Source organism: Streptomyces sp. TRM70350, from assembly GCF_019219825.1.
In the GTDB taxonomy this organism is placed as follows: Bacteria; Actinomycetota; Actinomycetes; order Streptomycetales; family Streptomycetaceae; genus Streptomyces.
This window is the reverse complement of the sequence record NZ_JAHUXH010000015.1, coordinates 124,027-150,809: the sequence shown is the minus strand read 5'-3', so window position 1 is coordinate 150,809 and position 26,783 is coordinate 124,027. Positions and strand designations below refer to the sequence as shown.

Sequence of the window (26,783 nt, the reverse complement as noted above, 5' to 3'; positions counted from 1 at the left end):
CGGCTGTCGGTCGGCCGGGGAACCGCCTCGCGGCTCGTCGTCCGTCCCGTGAGTCTCCTCGCCTCCCGTGACGCAGCGAGAGGGGCCGCCCACGGTCCGTCAGGCGGGCATCAGGCCGCCGTCAGACGGCCTGCCCATAGTGGCGGGCGGGACATCCACGACCGGTCGGTCGGACGACGGGAGCAGGAGGTCGGATGGAGGCCAGCACGAGCGGCGACGTTCCGCGTGCCAACCGGATCACGACGCTGTGCCTGCCGAAACTGGCGGAGGACGTGACCGGGGCACGTCTGCTGCAGAGGTATCGCGGACCGGGCGAGCGCTTCGCGGCCGGGGAGCCCCTGTACGAGTGCGAGACCGACAAGGTCACCGTGGACGTCGACGCCCCCGTGAGCGGCGAGCTGGAGTGCTGGCTGGTCGCCGAGGGCGCCACCGTCGCGGAGGGCGAGCCGGTGGCGCGCATACGTGTCGCGGCAGAGGGTGGCGAGGGGACGCCCGGGGGCGGGGAGTCAGATGACGGAGCGTCCTGCGACGGGGCGGCGCCCGCCTGCCGGGCTTCGGGTGACGAGGAGCCCGGCGTCTCCCCGCTCCCGGCCGCCGGGCCGCCCGTCCGCATGTCCCCCCTGGCCCGTAAGCACGCCCGGCTGCGCGGGCTGTCGATGGAGGACCTCGCGTCGATACCGCGCCGGGGCTCGATGCTCACCCCGGCCGACATCGACCGTCACCTGGACGGAGCCGAGGCGGGGCAGGAGCCCGCCGCGGCGCGGGAGTCGGCCCCTCCGCACCTGGAGGACGGGGCGGCCGAAGCCCCGGCGGACTTCGACGACGTCCCCCTGACGGAGGCTCAGCAACGGCTGAACCGGGCGCTCGACCGGTCGCGCGCCGAGGTGACGGCCTCGTCCGTCAGCGTCTCCCTCGACGCCGCGACGCTACGGCGGGCCGCCGCGCGGCTGCGCGCGGAGTCCGGTACGGGTTTCGTCAGCGACTTCCAGGCCCTGGTGCGGCTGGCCGCGCTCGCCGCCCGCGACCATCCACGCCTCCGGGCGCGCCGGATCGGAGCCGGTGGTCTGCGGATCTTCCGCCGGGTCAACGCAGGCGTCGCCGTCGCGACGGCCGAGGCGGACCTGGTCGTCGCGGGTCTGCCGGGCGCCGACGAGGGCAGCTTCGCGGACTTCTCGGCCCGCTGGGCGACCGCCCTGGAGTCCGCCCTGTCCGGCCACACCACGGTCGACGGCAATACGACCGTGCTGGTCTCCTCACTGGACGACGAGGGAGCGCTGCACGCCACGCCCGTCGTGGTGCCGCCCGCCGTGGCCACCCTGTTCCTCGGTGCCGCGTCGCCGGGACCGGACGGGACCCGGCTGCTGACGCTCGCCTACGACCACGGCGTCCTCAACGGCCGCGAGGCCACCCGCTACCTGGCGGACGTCCGCCGACACGTACTGCGTACGGCCGATGCCGGCACCGGCCCCCGCGCCGGCTCCCCCACCGAGGCGGAGCCGGCCCCTCCTACGACGGACCCGGCGACGGTGCACCGGCTGGCGGAGCTCGTACGGGACGTCACCGGCCGCCCGGTGGACGTGGACCGACCGTTCGGCGAACTGGATCTGACCTCGTCCGCCGCCGTACGTCTGGCTGCCGCCGTCCACGACCGGCTGGGGGTACGGCTTCCGGCAACGGCCGTGTGGCACCATCCGACACCCCGCGCCCTCGCGGCGGCGGTGGACGCGGCCCGCCCCGCACCGGCAGACACGCCCGCCGTCGAAGACGTCTCGGACGGCGCCACTCCCTCCAGGGCCGTCCGGGACAGCGCCGCCCCGAACGATGTCGCCCCGCCGGGTGACCGGGCCGTGATCGTCGGGATGGCGTGTGCGTTCCCCGGTGCCGAAGGGCCGGATGCCTTCTGGGAGTTGCTGGTACGCCGCGAGTGCACGGTGCGGGAGGTCCCGGCGGGCCGGCTCGCGGGCTTCGTCCCGGACGTCCCGGAGGGGGGCGACCGTGCCGCGCCGCCGCGCCTCCCCCGCGCGGGACTGCTCGACGCGCCGGGCGACTTCGACGCTGAGTTCTTCGGCATTCCGCCCCGCCAGGCGCGGTCGATGGATCCGCAGCAGCGGCTGCTGCTCGAACTGAGCCGGCACGCTTTGGAAGACGCCGGGCTGGTTCCGGAGTGGCTGGCCGGGACTCGTACGGGAGTCTTCGTCGGCACCTCCAGCTACGACTTCCGGGAGCGCACGGTCCGGGAGGGACACGCGGACGGCTACGCGACCCTCGGCACCTTCCCGGCCTTCCTCGCCAACCGGATCTCCTACCACTACGACATGACCGGCCCGAGCATCACCGTCGACACCGCCTGCTCCGCCTCCCTGACCGCGCTGGCGCTGGCCGTGTCGGCGATCGAGCGCGGCGAGTGCGAGACCGCCCTGGTCGGCGGGGTCAACCTGCTCGGCAACGGGTTCAACCAGGCCGCGTTCCAGCGGGCGGGCATGCTGTCGCCGGAGGGACTGAGCCGGGCCTTCGACGCGGCGGCCGACGGGTACGTGCGGGGCGAGGGCGCGGGCTGGCTGGTGCTGCGGTCCCTGCGGCGGGCCGAGGCCGATGGTGATCCGCTGCTGGCGGTGGTGCTCGGCGCCGCCGCCAACCACGGCGGGCGGGCAGCCGGTCCCACCGCGCCCAATCCGCGGGCGCAGACCGAGCTGATCCGCGACGCCCTCGCCCGGGCCCGCCTGCGCGGATTGGACCTCGGTTACGTCGAGGCCCACGGCACCGGCACCCCGCTGGGCGACCCCATCGAACTGGAGGCGCTCCGCGCGGCGCTGGAAGCCGACGGCACGCCGCCCGGGGAGGCCGGGTCCGGAGCGGCGGGGCCCGGCGGCCGGGTCGCGGTGGGCTCCGTGAAGGCCAACATCGGCCATCTGGAGGGCGCGGCCGGTCTCGCCGGGGTGGTGAAGACGCTGCTGGCGATGCGGCACGCGGCGGTGCCGGGCATGCCGCACTTCACGCGGCTCAACCCCGCTGTCGACCTGTCCGGCAGCGTGCTCCGGGTCGCCGACCGCACCCTGCCCTGGCCGGCGGGTGACGCGCCTCGGCGGGCGGCCGTCAGCTCCTTCGGCATCGGGGGCTCCAACGCGCATGTCGTCCTGGAGCAGGTCGACGTGCCCGCCGCCGCGGACGGCCCGGGCCCTTACGTCCTGCCCCTGTCCGTGGCCACGCCCGGGGCCCTGCCGGTCCTGGCCCGCCGGCTGACCGACCGTCTGGAGCGCGACAGCGAGCACAGCGGCGGGGTGTCCCTGGCCGCCTGGGCCTGGACGTTGCAGACGGGGCGTGAGGCCCTGCCCGTACGGTGCGCGCTGACCGTCCGCGACGCGCGGGAGGCACGGGACGCCCTGCTCGCGCTGGCCGAGGGGAGGCCGCACCCCGCGGTCGCCGGCCCGTCCGGCACCCCGGACGGCGGGAGGCCGGAGCCCGATTCCCTCGTACGGCGATGGCTGGCGGGCGAGCCGGTGGACTGGGCGGCGTGCTGGAGCGGCCCTGACCGGCCCAGGCGGGTGTCACTGCCGGGTCACCCCTTCGACCGCCGCCCGCTGCCGCCGCCCTGGGAGGACGACACCCCGGCCGCCGCCCCGGCGCCCACCGACCGCCTCGTACCCCCGGCTACCGCACCGGCGCCCCCGGCAGGCGTCGTGTCCCCGGCCCCCGCACCGGCGCCCACAGCCCCCCTGTCCCCGACCGCGCCCCGGCCCCTGGTCCCACGATGGGTGCCCGCCCCTGTGCCGGACGGCGGTCACGGCGTCGAGGCGTCCCCGGGGAGCGTCGTCCTGGTGCACGATGCGTCGACCGATGCGCTCGCCCGGTCCTGGGCGCGGCAATGGCCCTCCGGCGGTGGGCCCGGTCCGCAGCCGGCGGCGGTGGCCTACGGCGGTGGACTGCCGGACGGTCTGCCCGCGGGCTCCCTCCGGGTCGTGCTGCTCGTGGGCGGCGCGGGCTGGGCGGCGGACCCGGCCGGTCACCGGGAGGTGCGCCGCTGGTTGCGGACGCTGGTGCGGCTCGCGCGGGCGCTGGACACGCGCGGGCAGCCGTCGACGGTCACCCTCGTCACGACGGGGCTGGCGGCTCCCGGCGGCCGGCCCTCCCACGGTGCGGCGCTCCAGGGGGTGTTGCTCGGCGCGCTGCGATCCCTGCCGCACGAGTCCGCGTTGCTGACCGCCGCAGCCGTGGATCTCCCCGGCCTGTCGCCGGCGGACGACGAGGTGTCCGCGGCGAGCGTGGCGGCCGAGCCGGGTGGCACCTGGGTTCCGCTGGTCTCCCATGGCCACGGCTCGCGGCTGGTGGAGCGTCTCGCCCCCCTGACGTCGGCGGATCCGGGGCTGTCCGACGGCGGTACGCTGTGGCCGGCCGTGTCGCCCGCGCTGCTGGTGTTCGGCGGCGCCGGCGGGGTCGGCGGGGCCGTGGCCGCCGACCTGGCCGCACGTCGCCGCGCCCGGCTGCTGCTCGTGGGCCGTTCGGCGCCTGGCGAGCGGGTGGACGCCGTGCTGCGTGCGGTGCGGGACGCGGGCGGCGACGCGGACTACCTGGTGGGTGACCTGCGCGACGAGGCCGACGTCGACGCCGCCTTCGCGCGGTGCGCGGAACGCTTCGGGCGCGTCGACGGCGTTCTCCACGCAGCCGGTGCGGCGGAGAACGCCCTGCTGCACGACCTCACCGAGGACACGCTCGGCCGCCTCCTGGACGTCAAGGTGGACGCGATCGCGGCCCTGCACCGGGCCCGGTCCCGCTTCCCCGGGACTCCCCTGGTGTTCCTCTCGTCGTTCCTGGGCACCTTCGGCAGCCAGGGCGGCCTCGGGTACGCCGCGGCCAACGCCTGCCTCGACCGGGTGGCGGCCGCCCTGGACGGGCCGGACAGCCCCACCCGCACGGTGAGTTGGGGGCTGTGGCGCGGCACCGGGCTGGCCCGGCACCACAGCGAACGCATCCTCACCGCCTTCCCCGGCCTGGAGCCGCTCGACACGGCCGAGGCCACCCGGGTCCTCGAACAGTGCGTGGCCGGACCGCACCCGCATGTCGTGGTGACGGGCGGTCGCCCTCGGGCGCTGGAGGCGTTTACACACGTGACGGGACACCCTGCGGAACACGCGGAGGAACACGCGGTGGAGAACGTACGGGAGGACCACGTACGAGAGGACCACGCAAGGGATGACCACGTACGGCAGGAGCCCGTACCGCGGGAGCCCGTACCGCGGGAGCTGAAGGAGCGCATACGGGGGGTGGTGCGCGGCGTACTGGGTGCCCGCCGCCCCCTGCCGTCGGCGCTGCCGTGGCGGGAGCTGGGCGTGGACTCGCTGCTGCACGTGGAGCTGACCTCCCGACTGGGCGAGGTCTTCGGCCCGTTGCCGGGCACGACCCTGCACGAGTACGGCACGATCGAGGAACTCGCCCGGCACCTCGCGGAGCGCAACGGCACTCCCGAGACGGCGGACACCGCGGTCGCCGCGCCCACCGCGAGGGACGACGCTGACGAGCCCCTCGAACCGGCGCGTCACCGCCGTACGCCGGACCGGCTCGCCTTCGCCACGACCGGCCGCGCCGGTGGCACGCAGCCGCCGGTGGCCGTGATCGGCCTGGCGGGGCGGTACCCGGGTGCACCCGACCCGGACAGCCTGTGGCGGCTGCTGTCGGAGGGGCGGAGCCCGGTGCGCGAGGTACCCGCGGACCGCTGGGACTGGCGGGTCGCGCACGTCCTCGACCCCGGCACGACCCGTTGGGGCTGCTTCCTGGAGGACTGGGACCGGTTCGACGCCGAACGGTTCCGCATCCCACCTCGGGACGCGGCCGTGCTGGACCCGCAGGAGCGCCAGTTCCTGGAGACGGCCTGGGAGGCCTTCGAGTCGGCCGGGTACGCGCCGTCGTCGCTGTCCGGGCCCGGTGCCCCGCAGCGGGTGGGTGTCTACGTGGGCGTCACCTCCCCCAGCAACCTGCTCGCGCAGCGCGACGCGCGGCTGGTCGGCGCGGACAACGCCGAATACGGCATCACCGCCTTCTCCTCCGTCGCCAACCGGGTGTCGTACGCCTTCGGCCTGACCGGGCCGAGCATGGCGGTCGACACCATGTGCTCCGCCTCCCTGACCGCGGTCCACCTGGCCTGTCAGGCGCTCGCCACAGGTGACGCCGACATGGCGCTCGCGGGGGGCGTGCACCTGTTCCTGCACCCGGACCGGTTCGCCGCCCTGGGCTCGGTCGGCATGACCTCGCCGGGCCCGCGGACGCGGGCGTTCGGCGCGGGCGGGGACGGTTTCGTGCCCGGGGAGGGCGTCGGCGCGGTCCTGCTCAAGCCGCTGGAGCAGGCCGAGGCGGACGGCGACACCGTGTACGCGGTGATCACCGGCAGTGCGGTCAACCACGGCGGCCGGGGCAGCGGTTACACGGTGCCCAGCCCCACCGCCCAGGCCGATCTGGTGCTGCGGGCGCTGGAGCGGGCCGGGACCGCTGCGCACACCGTCGGATACGTCGAGGCGCACGGCACCGGGACCGAGTTGGGCGACCCCATCGAACTGCGCGCCCTCACGCGGGCGTTCACGACGGACGAGCGGGTGCGCCCTCGCTCGGTGCGGATCGGCTCGGTCAAGGCGAACATCGGGCACGGCGAGGCCGTCGCGGGCGTGGCCGGGCTGACCAAGGCGATCCTGCAGCTGCGTCACCGCCGTCTGGTGCCGAGCCCGCACGCCCGTCCCGAGAACCCACGGCTGGAGCTGGCCGGCAGCCCCTTCCGGATCCAGCACACGACCGAGGCCTGGCGGGCGGGCCCCGACGCGCCGGACGCGCCCACCACGCGGCGCGCCGCGGTCAGCTCCTTCGGGGCCGGCGGCGCCAACGCGCACGTGGTCCTGGAGGAGTACCGGCCCGACGTGGCCGGGCGGGGGGCGTACGGGTCCGGGGAACGCGGGACGTACCAGCCCGGCACGGCGGATCCGGGCGCGGACGCGGAGCCGTACGCGGTGCCCCTGGCCGCGCCGGACGGCGCGCGTCTCGCGGAGTTCGCGCGCAGGCTGGCGGCCGTGCTCTCCGCGCCGGCCGAGACGCTGACCGGCCCCGCCTCGCTGCGGGACGTGGCCGCGACGCTGGCCCACCGCTGTGCCGACGGGCCGTGCCGGGCGGCGGTCGTGTGCGCCGACCGCGGCACGCTCGTGGCGGCACTGGAGGCACTGGCGAACGGCTCAGGACACCCCGCCCAGATCACCGCGCACGCGGACCATGCCGCTTCGGCGGACCAGGTGACCGAACCGGGAGAAGCGGGTGAGCGGGGCCCGGCTGACGAGGTGTGGGCCGACGCATGGCGGCTCGCGCGGCAGTGGGTGCGGTCGGGTGCGGCCGCGTGGCCCGCCGTACCCGGCTCGTACCGGAGGGTGGCCCTGCCGTGCACGCCGTTCGGCGGCGAACGCCACCGGGTGCCCGCGCCGGTGACGGGCGCGGTCGAGGCGGCTGTGCTGCCGCTGCGCCGGGGCCGCGCCCTTCCACTGGTGGCACCGGGCGGCCCGGTCGCGGGCGCGGTGCCGGTCGCTCTGCCCGCCGGGCATCCCTGGGTGACGGACCACGTGGTGGACGGCAGCCCGCTGGTTCCCGGCGCACTGGCGGTGGAGGCCGTACTGGAGGCGCTGCTCGCCCTGGGCATCAACCCGTACGGAACGGCGTTGGAGGATGTCACGTTCCTGACGCCGTGGCACGGGCGGATCACCGACGCCGAGGTGGCGCTCGGAGCCGGTCCGGACGGCACGCGGAACGGTTCGGGCACCGGCGGCGGGCGCCGGCCGTTCACCGTCCGGGGCGGGGACACCGAGCTGGTGCGCGGCAGTGTCGCGGCCACCGCGCCGGAGCCCCCGTTGGCCGGGCTGACGCGGTACGTGCCGGACCGGCTGGCCGCCACGCTGTCCTCGGACCGGGCGGAGGGCTCCGCGGACGACCTGTACGCGGTGCTCGCGGCGCACGGCTTCGCCTACGGGCCGGGCTACCGCACGGTGCGCGGCGCGGTCCGTTCGGGCGGGGAGGTCGTGGCCGCGCTCTCCTGCGACGGCCCCGCGGCACCCGCCGGGCGGCCCGCGCTGCATCCCGCGGTGCTCGATGGGGCGTTCCAGGCGGCCGGTTACGGGGCGATGGCGCGCGGCGGGCACCAGCCCACCGCGCGGTTCCGGCCGTTCTCGGTGGACCGGATCGTGGTGCACCAACCCGCAGTCGGCCCGGTGTACGCGCACGTGCGGCCGGTGCGGCTGGACGACGTGCGTGGCGTCCATGTCTTCGACCTCCGTCTCGTCGACGACACGGGCGTCGCGGTGGCCGACGTGGACGGTTTCCTGCTGCGTTCCGAGCCGCTGACGGACGCGCCGGCCGCCGTGACGCCGACGGCCGCCGGAGCCGGGCGGCACACGGCGGCCTACGCGCTGGAGTGGCAGCCCGCCGAAGGGGAGACGGCGGCGCCCGTCCCCTCGGACCTGCTGGTGATCGGCGGCGACGGCCCGCTGTCCCGGGCGCTGCGCGCCAGGGCCGACGCATCGCTGCCGTGGGAGGCGTTCCCGCCCGGGGATCCAGAGGCGGCGCGGGGGCGTGTGGACCGGGCGTTGGAGGGCCTGGCTCGGGACGCGGGTGTTCTGGTCGTCCTCGACGAGCTGGGCGGCGCGGACGGGTTCCCCGAGTTCGAGGACGGCCTTCAGCAGGCACGGGACGCCTACGAGCGGTTCGCCTCCCGGACGGTCCAGCCGGTGTTCGCCGCGCTGCGCGCCCTGGTGTCCGGCCGCCGCCTCGCCTCCGGGCAGGTGCGGGTCGTGGCCTGCTGTCCGCCGTCCGGCACCGAGGCGGCCCAGCACGCGCTGCACGGACTGGTGCGCACGGTGGCCGGTGAGACGGGCCGCTTCGGCATCGGCCTGGTCACGGTGGACCGGGCATGGTGCGCTACGGCCCCGGACGAGGCGGCCACCGCGGTGCAGGGCGAACTCGGGCGGTCCGCGACCCCGTCCTGGACGCGGCCGGCCGCCGACGGCACACGCCACCGCGCCGAACTCACGGAGCTGCCGCGCGCCGCCGGGCCCCTCCCGCTCCGCCCCGACGGCTGCTACCTGATCGCCAGCGGCACCGGCGGGCTGGGACGCGCCGTCGCCGACTCCGTGCTGCGCCGGGTCCCCGGCGCCCGGGTCGTCGTCACGGGGCGGGGTGCGGAGCACGGCCGCGCCGCGGGGGCGGGGCAGGTGACGTACCTGCCGTGCGACGTGACCGATCCCGAGGCGGTGGCCCGGCTGGCCGGTGAGCTGGACCGCCGGGGGCTGCGGGTCAACGGGGTGGTGTTCACCGCGGGCGTGCTGCGGGACGGCTTCCTGCGGACGAAGACGCCCGACGCCCTCGACGCCGTGGTCCGGGTCAAGGCGCTGGGTGCCACGCTGCTCGACACGGTGCTGGCCCGGCACCCGCTGGACTTCTTCGCCCTCGCCTCGTCCGTCGCGGTGCACGTGGGCAACCAGGGCCAGTCCGACTACGCGTTCGCCAACGGCTTCCTGGACGGCTTCGCCGAGGACCGTGCCCGCCTGTGCGCCGCTGGGTTGCGGCCCGGGCGCACGCTCGCGGTCGGCTGGCCGGTCCTGGACGGCGGTGGCATGCGCCCCTCGGAGTCGGCCCTCGGCTTCCTGCGCGAGACCTACGGCCTCACCCCGCTGCCGGTGGCCGAGGCGGCCGACGAGCTGTGGCGCCTCCTGGCCTCCGCACCGCCCGCCGACGGACCCGCCCACGCGGTCGTGGCCCACGGGGACCTCGACCGCTGGACCGAGGCCACCGGCGCCCACCCGGCTGTCGGAGAGCCCTGGACAGCGCAGGCCGCACCGCCGACCACCGAAGGTGCACAGCGCGGATCCGGGCCCGCCGAACCAGCGCCCGCCCCCGCACACCCGACACCGGAACCGGCCGACGCGCACGCCGCGGCCGTACGGTGGCTGACCGCCGAGGTGGCGGCCGTCACGGGGCTGCCCGAGGACTCGCTGGCGCCGGACGCGCCCCTGGAGTCCCGAGGGGTGGACTCCATCTCGCTGATGCGGCTGGCCCGGCGGCTGGAGACCTCGCTCGGCAGGCTGCCGCGCAGCACCCTGTACGACCACGACACCATCGCCGACCTCGCCCGTGCGCTGGCGACCACGCACGGCACGGCCCTGGCGGCGGCCGCCACACCCCGGGGCGGGACCGCCACCCCCTCGGCCGAGCCACCGCAGGCCGCCCCGCCCCAGACCTCCGCGCCGCAGACCGCACCACCCGAGCCCGCGCTCCGCTCCGACACGGCACCGTGGCCGCTGGCGGAACGTCATGTGCCGCTGTGGACGGCCGAGCAGGTCGCCACGCCCGAGGCCCCCTACAACCTCTCCGTGGCCTGGCGTCTGGCCCCGGGACAGGACCGACGGACCGTGGCCGCGGCCGTGACCCGGCTGCTCTCGCTCCACCCCGTCCTGGGCAGGCACATCGGCACGCACGCGGGATCGCTCTGCTTCCTGGCGCCCGGCCAGGAGGGCACGAAGGAACTCCTCACCGTCCGCGAGACGGCCCCCGCCCGGCTCCACGACGCCCTGCGGGAGGAGGCCGCCCGGCGACTGCCGCTGGGCTCCGGGCCGGCGCTGCGGACGGTGCTGTGGGACGACGGCACGGATCGGGAGGTCCTCCAGGTGACCGTCCACCATTTGATGGCGGACGGCCGGTCGGTGGAGCTGCTCGGCGAGGACCTTGGCACGCTGTGCCGGGATCCGGAGCACCGGGGCGCGTCGGGAGAGCTCTTCGGCCGGTTCCTGGCGCAGGAGGAGGGCGAGGTCGCCGCCACCCGTGAGGAGGGGCTGCGGGCCTGGGCCGACCGGCTCCGCGACGCGCCGCCCGCGCCGAGATTCCCCGGCGGCTCGCCGGGTGCCGGTGCCTGGGCGGCCGGACACGCGGAGTACCGGATGCCGGAGCGCCTGCGCGACCGGCTGCGCTCGGTGGCCGACCGGCTCGGGGTGAGCGCGTTCACCGTCCACCTCGCGGCGTACGCCCTCGCGGTCTGCGCCGTCACGGGCCGCGGATCGCTGCTGGTCGCGGTGCCCACCTACGGCCGTCCGGAACGCGAGTACGACAGGACGGCCGGACACTTCGTGAACTCCGTGCCGGTGCTGGTGCGTCCCGCGCCCGACCTGCCGCAGCGGCGCTGGCTGGCCGACCTGCAGGAGGAGGTCCGCTCGGCGCTGGCCCTCGCAGCCGTGCCCTACCCGTCGGTGGCGGAACTGTGCCGTCGCCGGGGCGGCGAGGAGGCCGTGCCGACGCTGACCTTCGCCTACCAGAACTGGCCCCGCCCGGCGGGCGCGCCGGAACCTCCCGGCGAGCGGGTGTTCATCCGGGGGCAGGGCGGCCACTGGGACCTGGGGCTCGAACTCACCGAGACGCCCGACGGCGTCGAAATCCTGGCCAACCATCGCCTGGCCGCGCTGACGGGCCGGGAGCTCGACTCCTTCGTCGACACGTGGTTCACACTGGCGGGCGCGCTGGTCGCGGACCCGGACGCGCCCACCGGCGACCTGCTGGGCCCCGACGCGCTGACGCTGCACGGCCGGTTCCGCCGCCAGGCCGCCAGGCGGCCGGAGATCGAGGCCGTGCGCGATGCCTCGGAATCGCTCGACTACGCCGAGGTCGACCGACGTTCGGCCGCGGTGGCACGGGCGGTGCGCGCCGCCGGGGCCCGGCCGGGGGACCCGGTCGCCGTCCTCGTCGGCCGGGGCGCGCGACTGCCGGTGGCGCTGCTCGGCGTGCTCAGGGCCGGATGCGCGTACGTGCCGCTCGATGCCTCCCATCCGCCCGAGCGGCTGCGGCTGATCCTGAGCGACGCCGGCTGCGCCGTGGCCGTGACCGAGCGGTCCTCGGCCGGGCAGGTGGAGGGTGGCGGTGCGCTGGACGGCGGTGCACCGCTGCGGACCGTACTGCTGGACGATCTTCCCGAGGCACCGCAGGACGAAGACCCTTCCCTGCCCGACGCGGCGGACGCGGAAGGCGGTCAAGGGCCGCTGGCCTACCTGATGTTCACCTCGGGCAGCACCGGGCGGCCCAAGGGGGTGGCCGTGGGGCACCGCAGCGTCCTGCACACCCTGGACGCCTTCCGGGACCTGATCGGCTGGACCGGCCGCGACCGGCTGCTGGCCGTGACGACGGCGAGCTTCGACATCTCGGTCCTCGAACTGTTCCTGCCGCTCGTGACCGGCGGCACCGTGGTGGTGGCCGACCGCGAGACCGTACGGGACGCCTCGCGGCTCGGACGGCTGCTGGACGAGGAGGACATCACCGTCCTCCAGGCCACGCCCAGCGGCTGGCGGCTGCTGCTGGACAGCGGCTGGCGCGGGCGCCCGGGCCTGACCGCCCTGTGCGGCGGGGAACCGCTGCCGCCGTCACTCGCCCGGGACCTCGCCCCCAGGGTCGGCGCCCTGTGGAACGTGTACGGCCCCACCGAGGCCACGATCTGGTCGACGGCCGCCCGGTTGGCGCCCGGCGCTCCGGTGGTGCTGGGCGAGCCGATCGGCGCCACCGACCTGGTGCTGGTCGCCCGGGACGCGGACGGCACGCCGTCGGCCGCGGCGGACGGAGAGACCGGCGAACTGTTCATCGGCGGTCCGGGCGTCGCCGCGGGCTACTGGCGGCGGCCGGAGACGACGGCCGAGCGCTTCACCGGGCATCCGCTGCTGCCCGGCCGTGCGGGGCGCTGGTTCCGTACGGGCGACCTGGTACGGCGTACCCCGGGCGGGGGACTGCACTTCGTGGGCCGGGCCGACGGCCAGGTGAAGCTGCGCGGTCACCGGCTGGAACTGGGGGAGGTCGAGGCGGTGCTCGCCGACCACCCTCGGGTCGCTCAGGCCGTCGCCGTCACGGTCGGCGAGGGGCCTGCCACCCGGCTCATGGCGACGGTCACGCCCGCGCCCGGCGGTACGGCCCCGCCCACGGAGGAGCTGAGCGCGTTCGCGGCGCGACGGCTGCCGGAGTGGATGCTCCCCCAGGGGATCCTCGTGCGGGACTCCCTCCCGCTCACCCCCAACGGGAAGACCGACCGCGCGGCCCTGACCCGGCTGGCCGCGAACGGCGACTCGGGGCCACCGCCCGATGAGCCCGGGGACGGTAGGGCACGACGGCCCCGGGAGGACGACATATCCCGTCGGCTGACCGAGGAATGGGGGCGGCTGCTCGGGGTGGAGCGGGTGCCGTCGGACCGGGCGTTCTTCGCGCTCGGCGGCAACTCGGTGCTGATCGGCAGCCTGTTCGCCCGACTGTCCGAACGGTTTCCCGGCGCGCGGCTGGAGCTCGGCGACCTGTTCGCACACCCCACGCTGGCCGGGCAGGTGCGGCTGCTCGCCGACCGCTTGGCCGGCGGCGCTCCCGCTCCCACCCTCGTCGCTCCTGCGCCGACCGGGAACGGAGCGGCCCCCGCCGACGACCGGAACGTGCCCTTCTCCGCGCAGCACCTGCGGCGGGAGCGCCGCCGTAGCGCGCGCCGCACAGCCACGGAAGCAGGATGACCATGAACCTCGCTCCTCCCGCCCAGCAGCCGACGACGGCCGTGGACGACCCGACGGCGGTCGCGGTGGTCGGCGTGTCCTGCCGGTTCGGCCCGGTGTCCGCACCGGACGCGTACTGGGACCTGCTGCTCCGCGGCGACACCGCGATCCGCAGCTTCGGCCGGGACGAGCTCCTGGCACTCGGCCACCGCGCGGCGGACGTGGACGTCCCCGGCTTCGTCGCCGCGGGATGCCCGCTGCCCGACGTCGACCGGTTCGATGCGGCCCTGTTCGGGTTCAACCCCCGGCAGGCCGAATGGCTCGACCCGCAGCAGCGCATCCTGCTGGAGCTGGCGTGGGCCGCCCTGGAGGACGCCGCCGTCGCCCCCGACCGCGTGCCGGGCCGCACGGCGGTGTTCACCTCCTCCGCCCGCCCCACCCTGCCCCCGGTGGGCATCACCGGGCTGGACGCGGCGGGCATGGCCCGCTTCTCCTCCGCGGACCGTGACTTCACCGCCACCCGCATCGCCCACCGGCTGGGCCTTTCGGGTCCCGCCCTGAGCGTCCAGACGGCCTGCTCCAGCTCACTGGTCGCCGTGCACCTGGCGGTGGAGAGCCTGCTGGGCGAGGAGTGCGACACCGCCGTCGTGGGCGCCGTGTCGCTGCATCTGCCGCAGGCCGGCTATCCCGCGCACCCGGAGATGATCCTCTCCCCCAGCGGCGTGTGCCGTCCGTTCGACGAGCGGGCCGACGGAACCGTGTTCGGCAACGGCGGCGGCGCGGTGGTGCTGCGCCGCCTGACCGACGCGCTGCGCGACGGCGACCCCGTGCGGGCCGTCGTCCGCGGATCGGCCGTCAACAACGACGGGGCCGGCCGGCAGGACTACCAGGCGCCCTCCCCCGAGGGGCAGGCCGACGTGCTCCGGGAGGCCGTTGCCGTGGGCGGTGTGGCGCCGTCCGGCGTGGGCTACGTCGAGGCGCACGGCACCGGCACGCCGCTCGGCGACCCGGTGGAGTTCTCCGCCGTACGACGGGTCTACGGGGAGGGGGACGAGCCGTGCGCGCTGGGGTCGGCCAAGGCGGCGGTGGGGCACCTCAACACGGCGGCGGGGCTGGCCGGGCTCGTGAAGGCGGTGCTGGTGCTGGAGCACGGGCTGGTGCCGCCGCAGCACGGATTCGAGCGGCCCAACCCGCTGCTGGAGCTCGCGGACAGCCGGTTCTTCGTCCCGCGCGCGCCCGTCGCGTGGCCGGTGCCGCACGGGCCACGGCGTGCGGCGGTGAGCTCGTTCGGCATCGGCGGCACCAATGCGCACGTCGTCCTGGAGCAGGCCCCCCAGCCCGTCGCCTCCGGCGCGGATCAGCGGCGGGTTCCGGTGCCGCTCGCGCTGTCCGCCCGCACCCGGGAGGCGCTGCGGGAGACGGCGCTGCGCCTCGCCGGTCACCTGGAGGGCCCGGGCCGCTCCCTGCCCCTCCCGGCGGTCGCCCGGACGCTGCGTGAGGGGCGCAGCCGCCTGCCCGAGCGGATGGCCGTGGTGGCCCGGAACACGGCGGAGGCGGTACGCCTCCTGCGCGCCCGCGCGGCCGCAGGCCCCGGCGCCCCCTCCCCCGTGGCCGGCACGGACGGCGCCACCGAGGACTCGCGCGGGCCGACGCCCGACGGGCTGGACCCGGCACCGTGGCGGGCCGCCGAGGCGTGGGAGACGGACCCGGACGCCGACTTCCCCGCACTGCCCGGCGAGACGGGGACGGAGCCGGTCACGCGGGTCCGTCTGCCGGTCTACCCCTTCGACCGGACCCGCAGCTGGCCGGTGTCCGCCCCGCAGGAGCAGGGGGCGGGGACAGCCCGGGACGGCGCGGACCCGGGCGGGTTCCGCGACATGGTCGACCGCAACACCTCCACGCTCGACGGCGTCTCCTTCGAGCGCGACGTGACGCCCGACGAGCCCCTGGTCCGGGACCACGTGGTGGCCGGCCGTCCCCTGATGCCCGCCGCCGCCTTCATGGAACTGCTGCGGGCCGTGGCGGCCCGGGCGACGGGAGCGGAGCCCGGGTGCCTGGAGGACATCACCTTCCAGCAGGCCGCCGAGGCGGACCGGCCGCTCGTACTGCGCGCGGAGGTCGCACGCCGGGACGGCGCGGTGGACATCACCGTCACATCGGCCGCGCCCGGCACCGGCGAGGTCCACCACCACGTGACCGCCCGCGTGCCCCGGCAGGGCGCAGCGACGGGCCGGAGTGAGGCACGGCCGTCCGCGCCCGCCCCGGAGGAGATCCGTGCGCGATGTACGGGCACCCTCGCGCCGCGGGACCTCTACGCGTCCTTCGAGCGGCACTCGGTGCGCTACGGGCCCGCCTACCGCGTGCTCACCGAACTCGCCCACGGGGAGGACGACGTCCTCGCCCGGCTGCGGGAGGCCGACGGGAGCGCGGGACCGCCCGCCGTCGCCCTGCTGGACGGCGCGCTGCAGGCGGTGATGGGGTTCCTGGCGAGGGGTGGCGCGGCCCACGAGCGGTATCTGCCGTTCGCGGTGGAGCGCCTGGAGCTGTACGGCGCGCTGCCGCCGGGCGGCCTCGTCCACGTACGGCCCCGCCGGCCGGCCGGTGGCGGGGCGCGGGTGCGCAAGTTCGACGTCACGGTGCTGGCCGCGGACGGCACGGTGCGGACGCGGCTGACCGGGCTCGCCCTCCGCCCGACGGCGACGGCCGGCGCCGATGCGGACACGGCGTCCAGGGCCGAGGCCCCCGTCCGTGATCCCGAGGTCCACGTCCTGACCCCCGTGCACCTGCCCCTCCCCGCTCCTTCTCCGGCCGGTGCGGCGGCGGGCCGTCCCGTGGTGATCGGCGGCGACACCGACGTACACCGGGCGCTGGCACGGCAGTTGGGGCAGTTCACCCACGAACCCGGGCTCGCGGACGGGGGGCCGGAGGAGACCGTGCGCCGGATCGCGGAGCGCCTCCTCGGCGCGGGGGGCGGAACGGGCGAGCGGCCGGTCGTGCTGTGGCTGGGGGCGCATGTGCCGTCGGCCGGCACGGGGCACGCCGGGGACGGTCCCGGCTCGGTGACCGTCGGCCCCGGCACGGTGGCCTGGGCGGAGGCGGCGGTGGCGTTGCTGCGCGCCCTGCTGCGCCCGCTTGCCCGCACGGGCGCGGTCATCCGGGTGCCCTACCTGGCGTCCGACCCCGTCCAAGGGGCGGTAGGCGCCGGTCTCGCGGCGTTCGGCCGCTCGCTCGCCCGGGAGAACCCGCGGTTCGATCTGTGCGCGGTGGGTCTGCCCGCCCCGCTCGGCGAGGAGGGCACGGCGGCGCTGCTGGCGCGCGAGCTCGGGCCGGGACCGGTCTTCCGGCACGTCCTGGTGGACGCGGACGGCCGCCGTGTTACGCCCGGTTACCGTCTGGCGTTCCCCGCCCCCGACGCCCGTCCGGCCTTCCGTAGGCGGGGCAGGTACTGGATCCACGGGTTCGGCGGGCTCGCGGCCCGGCTGGCCGAGCATCTGCTGACGGCCCACCAGGCCGACGTGGTCGTCACCGGCCGTCGGGAGCGCGGCGCGGACGACCCCGAGTGGGGTGCGCTGCGCGCGCTGGCGCGGCGCACCGGCGGCTCGGTCGAGTACCGGGTCGCGGACGGCACCGACGCGGCGGCGCTGGAGGCCGTCGCCACGGATCTGGTCGCGCGCGGGCGCGCTCCGCACGGGGTGTTCCACTGCGCGGGTGTCCAGCGCGACGGCTTCCTGGTGAACCGGACGCCGGACGCGGCGGCGGCCGTCGTCGCGCCGAAGGTGCTGGGCGCGGCCGCGCTCGACGCGGCGACCAGGGAGCTGGACCTGGACTTCTTCGTGGTCTTCTCGTCGCTGTCCGGCGCCCTGGGCAGCGAGGGCCAGGCCGACTACGCCTACGCCAACGCCGTCGCCGACCGCTTCGCCGCCGACCGGGCCACCGCGGTCCGCGCCGGGCTGCGCACGGGCCGCACCCTGTGCGTGGCCTGGCCCTACTGGGCCGACGGCGGCATGGGCCTGCCCGGCGACCCGGCCGACGTCCTCGGGCCACTGGGCGCCGCGCCCCTGCCGACCGCGGCCGGACTGGAGACACTGGAGACCCTGCTGACGACCCCGGACGAACCGGTGTGCCCGCTGGTGCTGTACGGGGAGCGCACCCGGTTGGCGGCCACGCTGCTGCCGGCGCTGTCGGCCACCGACGCGGCCGCTGACGCCGCCGACGCTCCGGGCACCTGGGCCGTGGAACCGGCGCCCGCTGCGGACCGGGCCACGGCCACCGGACAGCAGCCGTCCGCGGACGACGGGGGCGACGCGGGCGGCGGGGGCGACGAACACGAGGGGGTGGGCCAGGACGCCGGACTGCTCGACGTCGTGCGGGACGTGCTGGCCGAGGTGACCGGGCACGAGCCGGGCCTAGTGGGGCCCGACACGCTCTTCGACGATCTCGGCATCGACTCGCTGTTGGCGATCCGCACGGTGGACCGCCTCTGCGAACGGTTCGGGCGACTGCCCCGCACTCTGCTCTTCGAGTGCCGCACCCCGGCGGAACTCGCCGCCCACCTGCGCGAGCGGAACCCCGTCGGGGAGCCGGCGCCCCCGACCGCGCCCACCTCACCCGACTCCGCTCCCGGGAACACCCCCACGCCCGTCGTCCCCACGGCGGCCGACGAGGCCGCCGCCGACGCCGGCCCCTCCCCGGACGACGACGACCGGGCCGTCGCCGTCATCGGATTCGCCGGGCGCTTCCCGCAGGCCGACGACATGGACGCGTTCTGGCACAACCTGCTGCGGGGCCGGGACAGCGTCACGGAGATCCCGCCCGACCGGTGGCCGCTGGAGGGCTTCTACCGCCCCGGCCGCGACCGGCCGAACACCTCGTACGCGAAGTGGGGCGGCTTCCTCGAAGGCATCGACCGTTTCGACGCGCCGCTGTTCAACATCTCGGCCCGGGAAGCGGGCACCATCGACCCGCAGGCCCGGCTGTTCCTGGAGAGCTGCTGGGCGGCCATCGAGGACTCCGGGTACACGCCCGCGGACCTGGCGCCGGACGGCGATCCGCACCGGCCGAGGGACGTCGGGGTCTACGTGGGCGCGATGTACAGCGAGTACCAGCTCCACGAGGCGGAGGAACGGCTGCTGGGCAACCCCGTGCACGCCAACAGCGCCTTCTGGTGCATCGCCAACCGGGTGTCGTACTTCTTCGGCTTCGAGGGCCCCAGCATCGCTTTGGACACGGCCTGTTCGTCCGGTCTCAGCTCGATCCACCTGGCCTGCGAGGCGCTGCGCGCGGGCTCGTGCGCGGTGGCCGTAGCCGGTGCGGTCAACGTGTCGGTGCACCCGGACAAGTACCTGATGCTCAGTCAGGGACAGTTCCTGTCCAGCGACGGCAGGTGCCGCAGCTTCGGCGCCGGGGGCGACGGCTACGTGCCCGGTGAGGGCGTCGCGGCGGCCGTCCTCAAGCCCCTGCGCGACGCCCTGCGCGACGGCGACCGGATCCAGGCGGTGATCCGGGGCAGCGCGGTCAACCACGGCGGCCGGACCAACGGCTACACGGTGCCCAACCCGAAGGCGCAGGCCAACCTGATCGGCAAGGCGCTCGCGGACGCCGGAGTGAGCGCGCACGACCTCCACTACGTCGAGGCCCACGGCACGGGCACCTCGCTCGGCGACCCCATCGAGATGCGCGGACTGGTGGAGGCGTTCGCGCGGGACGGCCGTACCGGCTCCGGCGACTGCCCGATCGGCTCGGTGAAGTCGAACATCGGGCACCTGGAGTCGGCGGCGGGCATGGCGGCGTTCGCGAAGGTGCTCCTGCAACTGCGGCACCGCGTCCTGGTGCCGTCCCTGCACGCCGACCCGCCCAACGCCGAGATCGACTTCGCGGCAACGCCGTTCACCGTGCAGCGGCACGCCGGGCCCTGGAACCCGGTCGGCCCGGACGGCGCGCCTGCCCTGCTCCGGGCTGGGATCAGCTCGTTCGGCGCGGGCGGCGCCAACGCCCACGTCGTCGTCGAGGAGGCCCCGCCCCGCCCCGCGGCCCCGCCGGACGACGGGCGGCCGCTGACGCTGTTCCTGTCGGCGCGCACCCCGGCCGCGCTGGCGGAGAGCGCGGGGCGGCTGCACCGGTACCTGCGGGATCTCTGGGCGGCGGGGAACGGCCCGTCGCCGGCCGACGTGGCGTTCACCCTGGCCGTGGGCCGGGTGCAGTTGGCACATCGTGCGGCGGTGCGGGGGTCCACCCGCGAGGAGTTGCTGGAGGGGCTGTCCCGCGTCGCGGCCGGTGCGTCGCCCGGCGAGCACGACGAGGCGCCGGTGGCGCGGTGGGCGGAGGGCGGACGGGCCGACCTGCGGGCCGCCTGCGGCGCCGGGGACCGAGGGCAGCGGGTCTCCCTGCCGCACTACCCGTTCGAACGCATCCGCTGCTGGTACGACAACCAGCTCGACCGGCACGGCGGGACCGATGCCGAGTCCGGCTCGGCTGATGCGCGCCGTGCGGTGCGCGGGCACCTGCGGGACTTCGGGCTGGCACCGGCGCCGCACCCGGAGGGCGCGTCCGATCGGACGGCGGGTACGACCGCCGGTACGCCCGACGGGACCGGCGAGGAGCCACCGGCGCCGCCCACCCCTGCCACCGGCGCCCAGCTGGACGTGGACCACGTGCGCACCACCCTGCTGGAGGTCCTGAGCGACGTGCTGTACGAGGACGCGGCTGCGATCGGTGCCGACCGGCCGTTCGAGGAGATGGGCCTGGACTCCCTGCTGTCCGAGGAGCTCGTCGTGGCCGCGCGCGACCGGCTGGGCGTGACGCTCGACGTACGGGCCCTGTTCGAGCACCCGACGGTGAACCGGCTCGCCCGCCACCTCTGCGACAGCCACACCGAGGGCGGCCCGTCCGAAGACGACGTGTCCGACCGGCCGTCCGCACCGCCCCTGACGTCGGATCGTGACGATCCGGACGCCGTGCTCTCCGCGTTGCAGAGCGGCGCGATCGGGCTGGAGGAGGCGGCCGTCCTGCTGGAGGGCGCGCAGGGCCGCCGATGACCGGCCGCCATGGCCCGCACCGCACCCGGGCCGCCGTACACGCCGTAGCCGAGGAAGGGATCTGGACGGCATGGACACCCGCGACGTTCTGAGCCGGTTCACCGCCGGTGACCTGTCGAAGGACGAGGCGCTGGCCCTGCTGCGCGACCGCGGCCCGGGCGCGCAGGGCACCGCCGTGCGCAACGGCGCGCCCCCGCTACCGGCTCCGCGGCCCACCGCTCCGGAGGCCACGGGGCAGTCCACCCCTCGGCCCGCCGCTGCCGATCCCGGCCCGTCGGGGCGGGTCCTCGATCGAGAGCCGGTCGCCGTCATCGGATGCTCCGCCAGGTTTCCGGGCGCGGACGACCTCGACGCGTTCCGGAAGCTGGTGCGGGACGGCGCGGACGTGGTGGCCGAGGTGCCCCGGGACCGGTGGCCGGTCGACCGGTGGTACGACCCCGACCCCACGGCGCCCGGCAGGTCGCTGTCGCGTTGGGGCGGCATGATCCCGGACGCGGCGGCCTTCGACGCCGAGCTGTTCCGGATGACACGGCGCGAGGCGGAACTGACGGATCCTCAGGCCCGGTTGTTCCTCCAGGAGTGCCGGCGCGCGGTGGAGAACGCCGGGTACGCGCCGTCCTCCCTGGCCGGATACCGGTGCGGGGTCTACGCGGGCGTGATGCTCAACGACTACGCGCTGCGCGTCGAGCGGTCCAGCCGGCACCACCGGATGCCGCAGGTCATGCAGGGCAACTCGCAGTCGATCCTGGCCGCCCGGGTGGCCTACCTGCTGGACCTGGCCGGGCCGGTCGCCTCCGTCGACACCGCCTGCTCCAGCTCGCTGGTGGCGCTGCACCTGGCATGCCAGGCGCTGTGGCTGGGCGAGGCGGACCTGATGCTCGCCGGCGGCGTGACCCTCTACACGACCGAGATTCCCTACGTGTACATGAGCAAGGCGGGGATGCTCTCCCCCACGGGCCGATGTCGTCCGTTCGACGCGGCGGCCGACGGGTTCGTGCCCGCCGAGGGCAGCGCGGTGGTGCTGCTGAAACCACTGCGCCGGGCGCTGGCCGACGGCGACCCGGTCCAGGCCGTGATCCGCGCCTCGGGCATCAACCACGACGGTGCGACGAACGGTCTGACCGCTCCGTCGCGTCACGCGCAGTCGGCGCTGATCGAGGACACCTACCGCCGGTTCGGCGTCGACCCGGCCACCATCGACTACGTCGAGTGCCACGGCACCGGGACGCCGCTCGGCGATCCCATCGAACTCGCCGCGCTCAACGCGGTGTTCGCGCCTGCCGGGCTCCCGGCCCGCAGTGTCCCGGTCGGCTCGGTGAAGGCCAACGTGGGGCACACGTCGGCGGCGGCGGGACTGGCCGGCGTGTTCAAGGGGATGGAGGTGCTGGCCACCGGACGGGTGCCGGCCACGCCGCACTTCAGGGAGGCCAACCCGCGCATCCCCTTCGACCAGGGTCCCTTCCGGGTCGCCGACGGGCCGGTCGACCTGGTCCGGGACGGCTCCCGGCCGTGGCGGGTCGCGGTCAGCTCGTTCGGGCTGAGCGGCACCAACGCCCACGTGGTCCTGGAGGAGCCGCCCGCGACGCCCGCCCCGGCTCCCGTCCCCGGCCCCGCCCTGGTCGTCCTGTCGGCACACCGGCACACCCTCCTCACCGCCCAGGCCCGCGCCCTGACGGCGTGGCTCCAAGGGCCCGGCGCCGACGCCGCGCTGACCGACGTGGCCCGCACCCTCGCGGTCGGCCGCGACCACCAGGACCACCGGCTCGCCGTCGTCGCCGAGGATGCCGAGGAACTGCGCGCCTCGCTCACCGCGTTCACGGAGGGACGGCCCTCGCAGCGCTGGGTCGTCTCTCCTCCCGAAGGCCCCGACAGCGCGGACGGCGGCGACAGCGTACGACGGGCCCAGGAACCCATGCTGGGTCGGCTGTACGACCGCTTCGCCCCCACGGCCCGGGCATCGGCGGACGACCTGCTGGCCCTGGGACGGCTCTACGTCCAGGGGCATGCGGTGCGCTGGTCCGAGGTGTTCCCGCCTGGGCGGGGGCGGGTGGTGCCGATGCCCGGGTCCGTCCTGGCCACCGACCGCTACTGGATCGAGGAGGAGGCACCGGTGTCCGGACCGGCACCCCAGCCCCTGGCCCCCACCGCCCCGGCCCCTGCCCCCGCCTCTGCCCCCGCCCCAGAGCTGCCCGGCATCACCCTGTATGCGCCGCAGTGGGTGCCGGCTCCGGCCGCATCCGCTGGCACCGTGGCCGGGCCGCTGCTGGTGGTCGGCCCGGAGGAGCTGGCCGCCGCGCTGGAGGCACGGTGGTCCGGTTCCGTCCGCCGGGTCGCGCCGGACGGGGCACCGCCCGAGACTGCCGCCTCCGCGGCGGAGCCGGGAACGGGCGAGCGGGTGACCGTCGTGGTGGCTCTGGAGCCGGGCGACTCGGCGACTTGGTGGGCGCCGCTGTTCGGGCCGGTCCGGCAGGTGCTGACGGAGCTGTGGAGGCGGCCGGTCCACGTGGTGGCGGTCGCGGCGGACCCGGCGACGGCCCTGGCAGCGGGCGGCTTCGTCCAGACCCTCGCCCACGAGAACCCGCGGCTGACGGGCCGGGCGCTGCTGCTGGACGGCGTGGGTGCCGCCGAGGCGGCCACGATCGCGCAGGAGGCCGCCGATCCGGAGCCCGGCTCGGGCCGGATCGTCGACCGGCGGACAGGACGCCGTCTGAGCCGGCTGCTCGCCCCTGTCGAGCCGCCCGCCGCCGCACCACCCGGCACCGGCGCGCCGCTACGGCCGGGAGCGGTGTACCTGGTCACCGGGGGGCTCGGCGGCCTCGGAATGCTGACGACCCGTCATCTGCTCGGACGCGGGTCCCGGGTCGTGCTGTGCGGACGGCGCTCGCCGGAGGCGCTGGCGAAGGCCGACCGCGAGGCACTGGCGGCACTGGGCGCCGACGTCCGCTACGTGCCGGCGGACGTCACCGACGAGGATGCCGTACGTGCGCTGGTCGACGACGTCCTGCGGACGGAGGGCCGGCTGGACGGCGTGTTCCACGCGGCCGGCACGCTGCGGGACGCCTACCTGGTGCGCAAGCGCCCCGAGGACGCCGACGCGGTGATCGGACCGAAGGCGCTCGGCGTACGGGCCCTGGACGCGGCGACGGCGGGGCTGCCGCTCGACCTGTTCGTCCTTTACTCCTCACTGTCGGGTGCCGTGGGCAACCTCGGCCAGTCGGACTACGCGACGGGCAACGGCTTCCTGGACGGCTTCGCCGCACAACGGTGCGCTGCCGTGGCGCGCGGAGAGCGCTCGGGTCGGACGCTGTCGGTGGCCTGGCCGCTGTGGCGCGACGGGGGCATGACGGTCCCGGACGCGGTGCTCGCCGCGATGCGTGAACGCACCGGCGCCGAGCCGCTGCCCGCCGGGACGGGCCTGGCCGCCCTGGAGGCGCTGCTGCGGCTGCCGGAGGACGCCGGCGTGGTGGCGGTGTTCCACGGGGAGCGGTCCCGGTGGGAGGCGACGTTGCGTGCGTTCTCGGTGCTCGGGGAGGCACGGGAGACGACCGGGAAAGCGCGGGTGCCGGACACCGGCTCCGGCCCGCGGGCCCGGCACGTGACCGACCTGGTGCGCCGCGCCGTGGCCGAGGTGACGGGAACCCCTGAGGGCGCCGTACGGATGGACGCGCCGCTGGAGACGCTGGGGTTCGACTCGGTGACGATCCGGAGCCTGGCCGCGGCGCTGAGCCGGACCGTCGGCCGTGTGGAGGGCGCCGAGGTGTTCGCCGCCACCTCCCTTTCGGCCCTGGCCACCCTCCTGGCGGACCGTACGGACGACGCCACCACGCCCGCGCGCCCACCGGGGCCGCCGGAACCACCGGCCCAGGCCCCCCCGCAGCCCCCCACACCCCCCGCCCGGCCGGCACCGCGACCGACGCCGTCGGCGGGCGGGTCCGAGGACGACGCGGCGCTGGCGGTGGTGGGGATGAGCGGGCGCTATCCCGGCTCGGCCGACCTCGCGGCGTTCCTGCGCCACCTCCGGGAGGGCAGGGACTGTTCCGGACCGTTGCCCTCGGACCGCTGGGCCGCGCAGGGCACCGGCACGGAAGGCATCCGGGGCCACTTCCTGACGGATGTGGACCGGTTCGACCCGGAGTTCTTCGGGCTCTCCGCCCACGAGTCGGCCCTGGTGGACCCGCAGGAACGGCTGTTCCTGGAGACGGCATGGGAGGCTCTGGAGGACGCGGGGGCGCTCGGGGAGCGCCTGGACGACCTGCGCGACGCCACGGGCGAGCCGCGCAGCGTCGGCGTCTTCGTCGGCGTCACGTCCAGCGACTACCAGAAGGTCGGCGTCGAGGCGTGGAGCGGCGGCAACCGCGCCGTCCCCGCCGGTCACTACTGGAGCCTGGCCAACCGGGTCTCGTACCTGCTGGACCTGCGCGGCCCCAGCCAGCCCGTGGACACCGCCTGTTCGTCGTCGCTGGTGGCGCTGCACCTGGCCGCGGAGGCGATCGCGCGGGGCGAGTGCGCGGCCGCGGTGGTGGGTGGGGTCAACCTCTATCTGCATCCGTCGCGCATGCTGCTGCTGAAGGAGTTCGGGTTCCTCTCCCCCGACGGACGCTGCCGTTCCTTCGGCGCCGGCGGCACCGGCTTCGGCCCCGGGGAAGGCGTCGGAGCGGTCGTGGTCAAGCCACTGCACCGGGCGCTGGCCGACGGGGACCAGGTGTACGCCGTCGTCAGGGGCACGGCGGTGGCGCACGCCGGCCGCGGACACGGGTACACGGCGCCGAGCCCACGCGCCCAGGCCCGGGTGATCCGCCGGGCGCTGGACCGGGCCGGTGTCGACCCCGCCACCGTCGGGCTGGTCGAGGCGCACGGCACCGGTACGGAACTCGGCGACCCGGTGGAACTGGCGGCCCTCACCGAGGTGTTCGGCGGCCGTCCCGCGGACTGCCGGCCCATCGCGCTCGGCTCGGTCAAGTCCCAGATCGGGCACGGCGAATCGGTGGCGGGGCTGGCCGCGCTGACCAAGACGGTCCTGTCCCTGCGGCACGGCGAGCTGCTGCCGACACTGCACGCCGACCCCGCCAACCCGGCGCTCGGCCTGGATCCCGCCCTGTTCACCCTGACGACGGAGGGCGGTCCGTGGCCGGACGGCACTGTGTCCGTGCCGCGCCGCGCGGGCGTCAGCTCGTTCGGCGCGGGCGGCGTGAACGCGCACGCCGTACTGGAGGAGTACGTGCCGCAGGACGGCGCCCGGCGGCCGCGGGTGCCCTCCGAGGGCCTGGGTGACGAGGAACTGGTGCTGCTGCGCGCTCCGACGCCGGAGCACCTGACCGCCCTCGCCAGCCGGCTCGCCGCCTGGCTGGAGGACACCGACGGGCCCGGACCCGGCGTCGACCTGCACGACCTGGCGTACACGCTGCGGTGCGGGCGGGCGGAGCAGCCGTGCCGGCTGGCGGTCACCGCGCGCACCGTGCCGGAACTGGCCCGCACCCTCGCGGGGGTGGCCGCCTCGGGGGCGCGGGGTGAGGCACTGCCGGCGGGGGCGCATCTCAACGACGTACGCGTGGCGGCCGCGGACCCGGAGTCGTTCCGGGACGACGCGCCGCTGCGTGCGTTCGTGGCCTCGCTGTGGGCGGCGGGTGCCGTCGGCCGGGTCGGCCGGATGTGGACGCAGGGCGTCCCCGTGCGCTGGGCGGACCTCACCGCGCCCGGACGGATCGTCTCCCTCCCGCCGACGGTGTTCCTGCGCCGCCGCATCTGGGTGACCACGACGGGCCCGGACCACCCCGCCCCGACCGCTTCCACGCCTGAGCCGACGGCGCCACCCGAGCCGTCCGAGCCGACTGCACCGCCCGTGCCGCGCGAGCCGGCGACGCCGCCCTTACCGGCCGAACCGTCCGCGTCGGCCGCGCCCGGCGAGGTGTCCCGGCCGGTGCCGGCGGACCGGGACGGCGACGGTTCCCCGGGGCGCGGCAGTCCCGGGGACGGCCGGTACCAGGACGTGCTCAGGCGGCTGGAGGACCTGGTGGTGCCGCGCGTTCCGGGGCGGCGGGACCACGTGGACGCCGGGCGGTCCCTGGTGGAGGCGGGGATGGACTCGGTCAACCTGATGAGTCTGCGGTTCGCCGCCGAGGAGGAGTTCGGAGTCGAGCTCCCGCTGGACCTGCTCGGCGGTGACGCCCCGCTCGCCGCGATCGCCCGGCGGATCGCCGGCAACGGTCTGCCGCCCTCGCTCCACCGTCCCGAGTCCTGA

Annotated in this window: 3 protein-coding genes; all 3 read left to right on the top strand. The window is 76.3% G+C overall.

The features are described from left to right. The first annotated feature begins 194 nt into the window (after positions 1-194). The 3 genes from KWI83_RS22835 to KWI83_RS22825 all read left to right on the top strand — a co-directional run bounded on the left by KWI83_RS22835 (position 195) and on the right by KWI83_RS22825 (position 26,783). Entirely contained in the window at positions 195-13,532 is a 13,338-nt protein-coding gene (locus KWI83_RS22835; protein ID WP_218516238.1) for a non-ribosomal peptide synthetase, read from the top strand. Positions 13,533-13,534: 2 nt separating this feature from the next. Beyond that, positions 13,535-20,545, top strand: a complete 7,011-nt coding sequence (locus KWI83_RS22830; protein ID WP_218516237.1) for a beta-ketoacyl synthase N-terminal-like domain-containing protein — start codon at positions 13,535-13,537, stop codon at positions 20,543-20,545. Positions 20,546-20,615: 70 nt separating this feature from the next. Next, positions 20,616-26,783 (top strand): SDR family NAD(P)-dependent oxidoreductase, encoded by a 6,168-nt coding sequence (locus KWI83_RS22825; protein ID WP_218516236.1) that lies wholly within the window; start codon positions 20,616-20,618, stop codon positions 26,781-26,783.

Excerpts from the sequence above, each read along its gene's own strand:
- KWI83_RS22835 (WP_218516238.1), top strand. The coding sequence starts at position 195 with ATGGAGGCCAGCACGAGCGGCGACGTTCCGCGTGCCAACCGGATCACG.
- KWI83_RS22830 (WP_218516237.1), top strand. The coding sequence starts at position 13,535 with ATGAACCTCGCTCCTCCCGCCCAGCAGCCGACGACGGCCGTGGACGAC.
- KWI83_RS22825 (WP_218516236.1), top strand. The coding sequence starts at position 20,616 with ATGGACACCCGCGACGTTCTGAGCCGGTTCACCGCCGGTGACCTGTCG.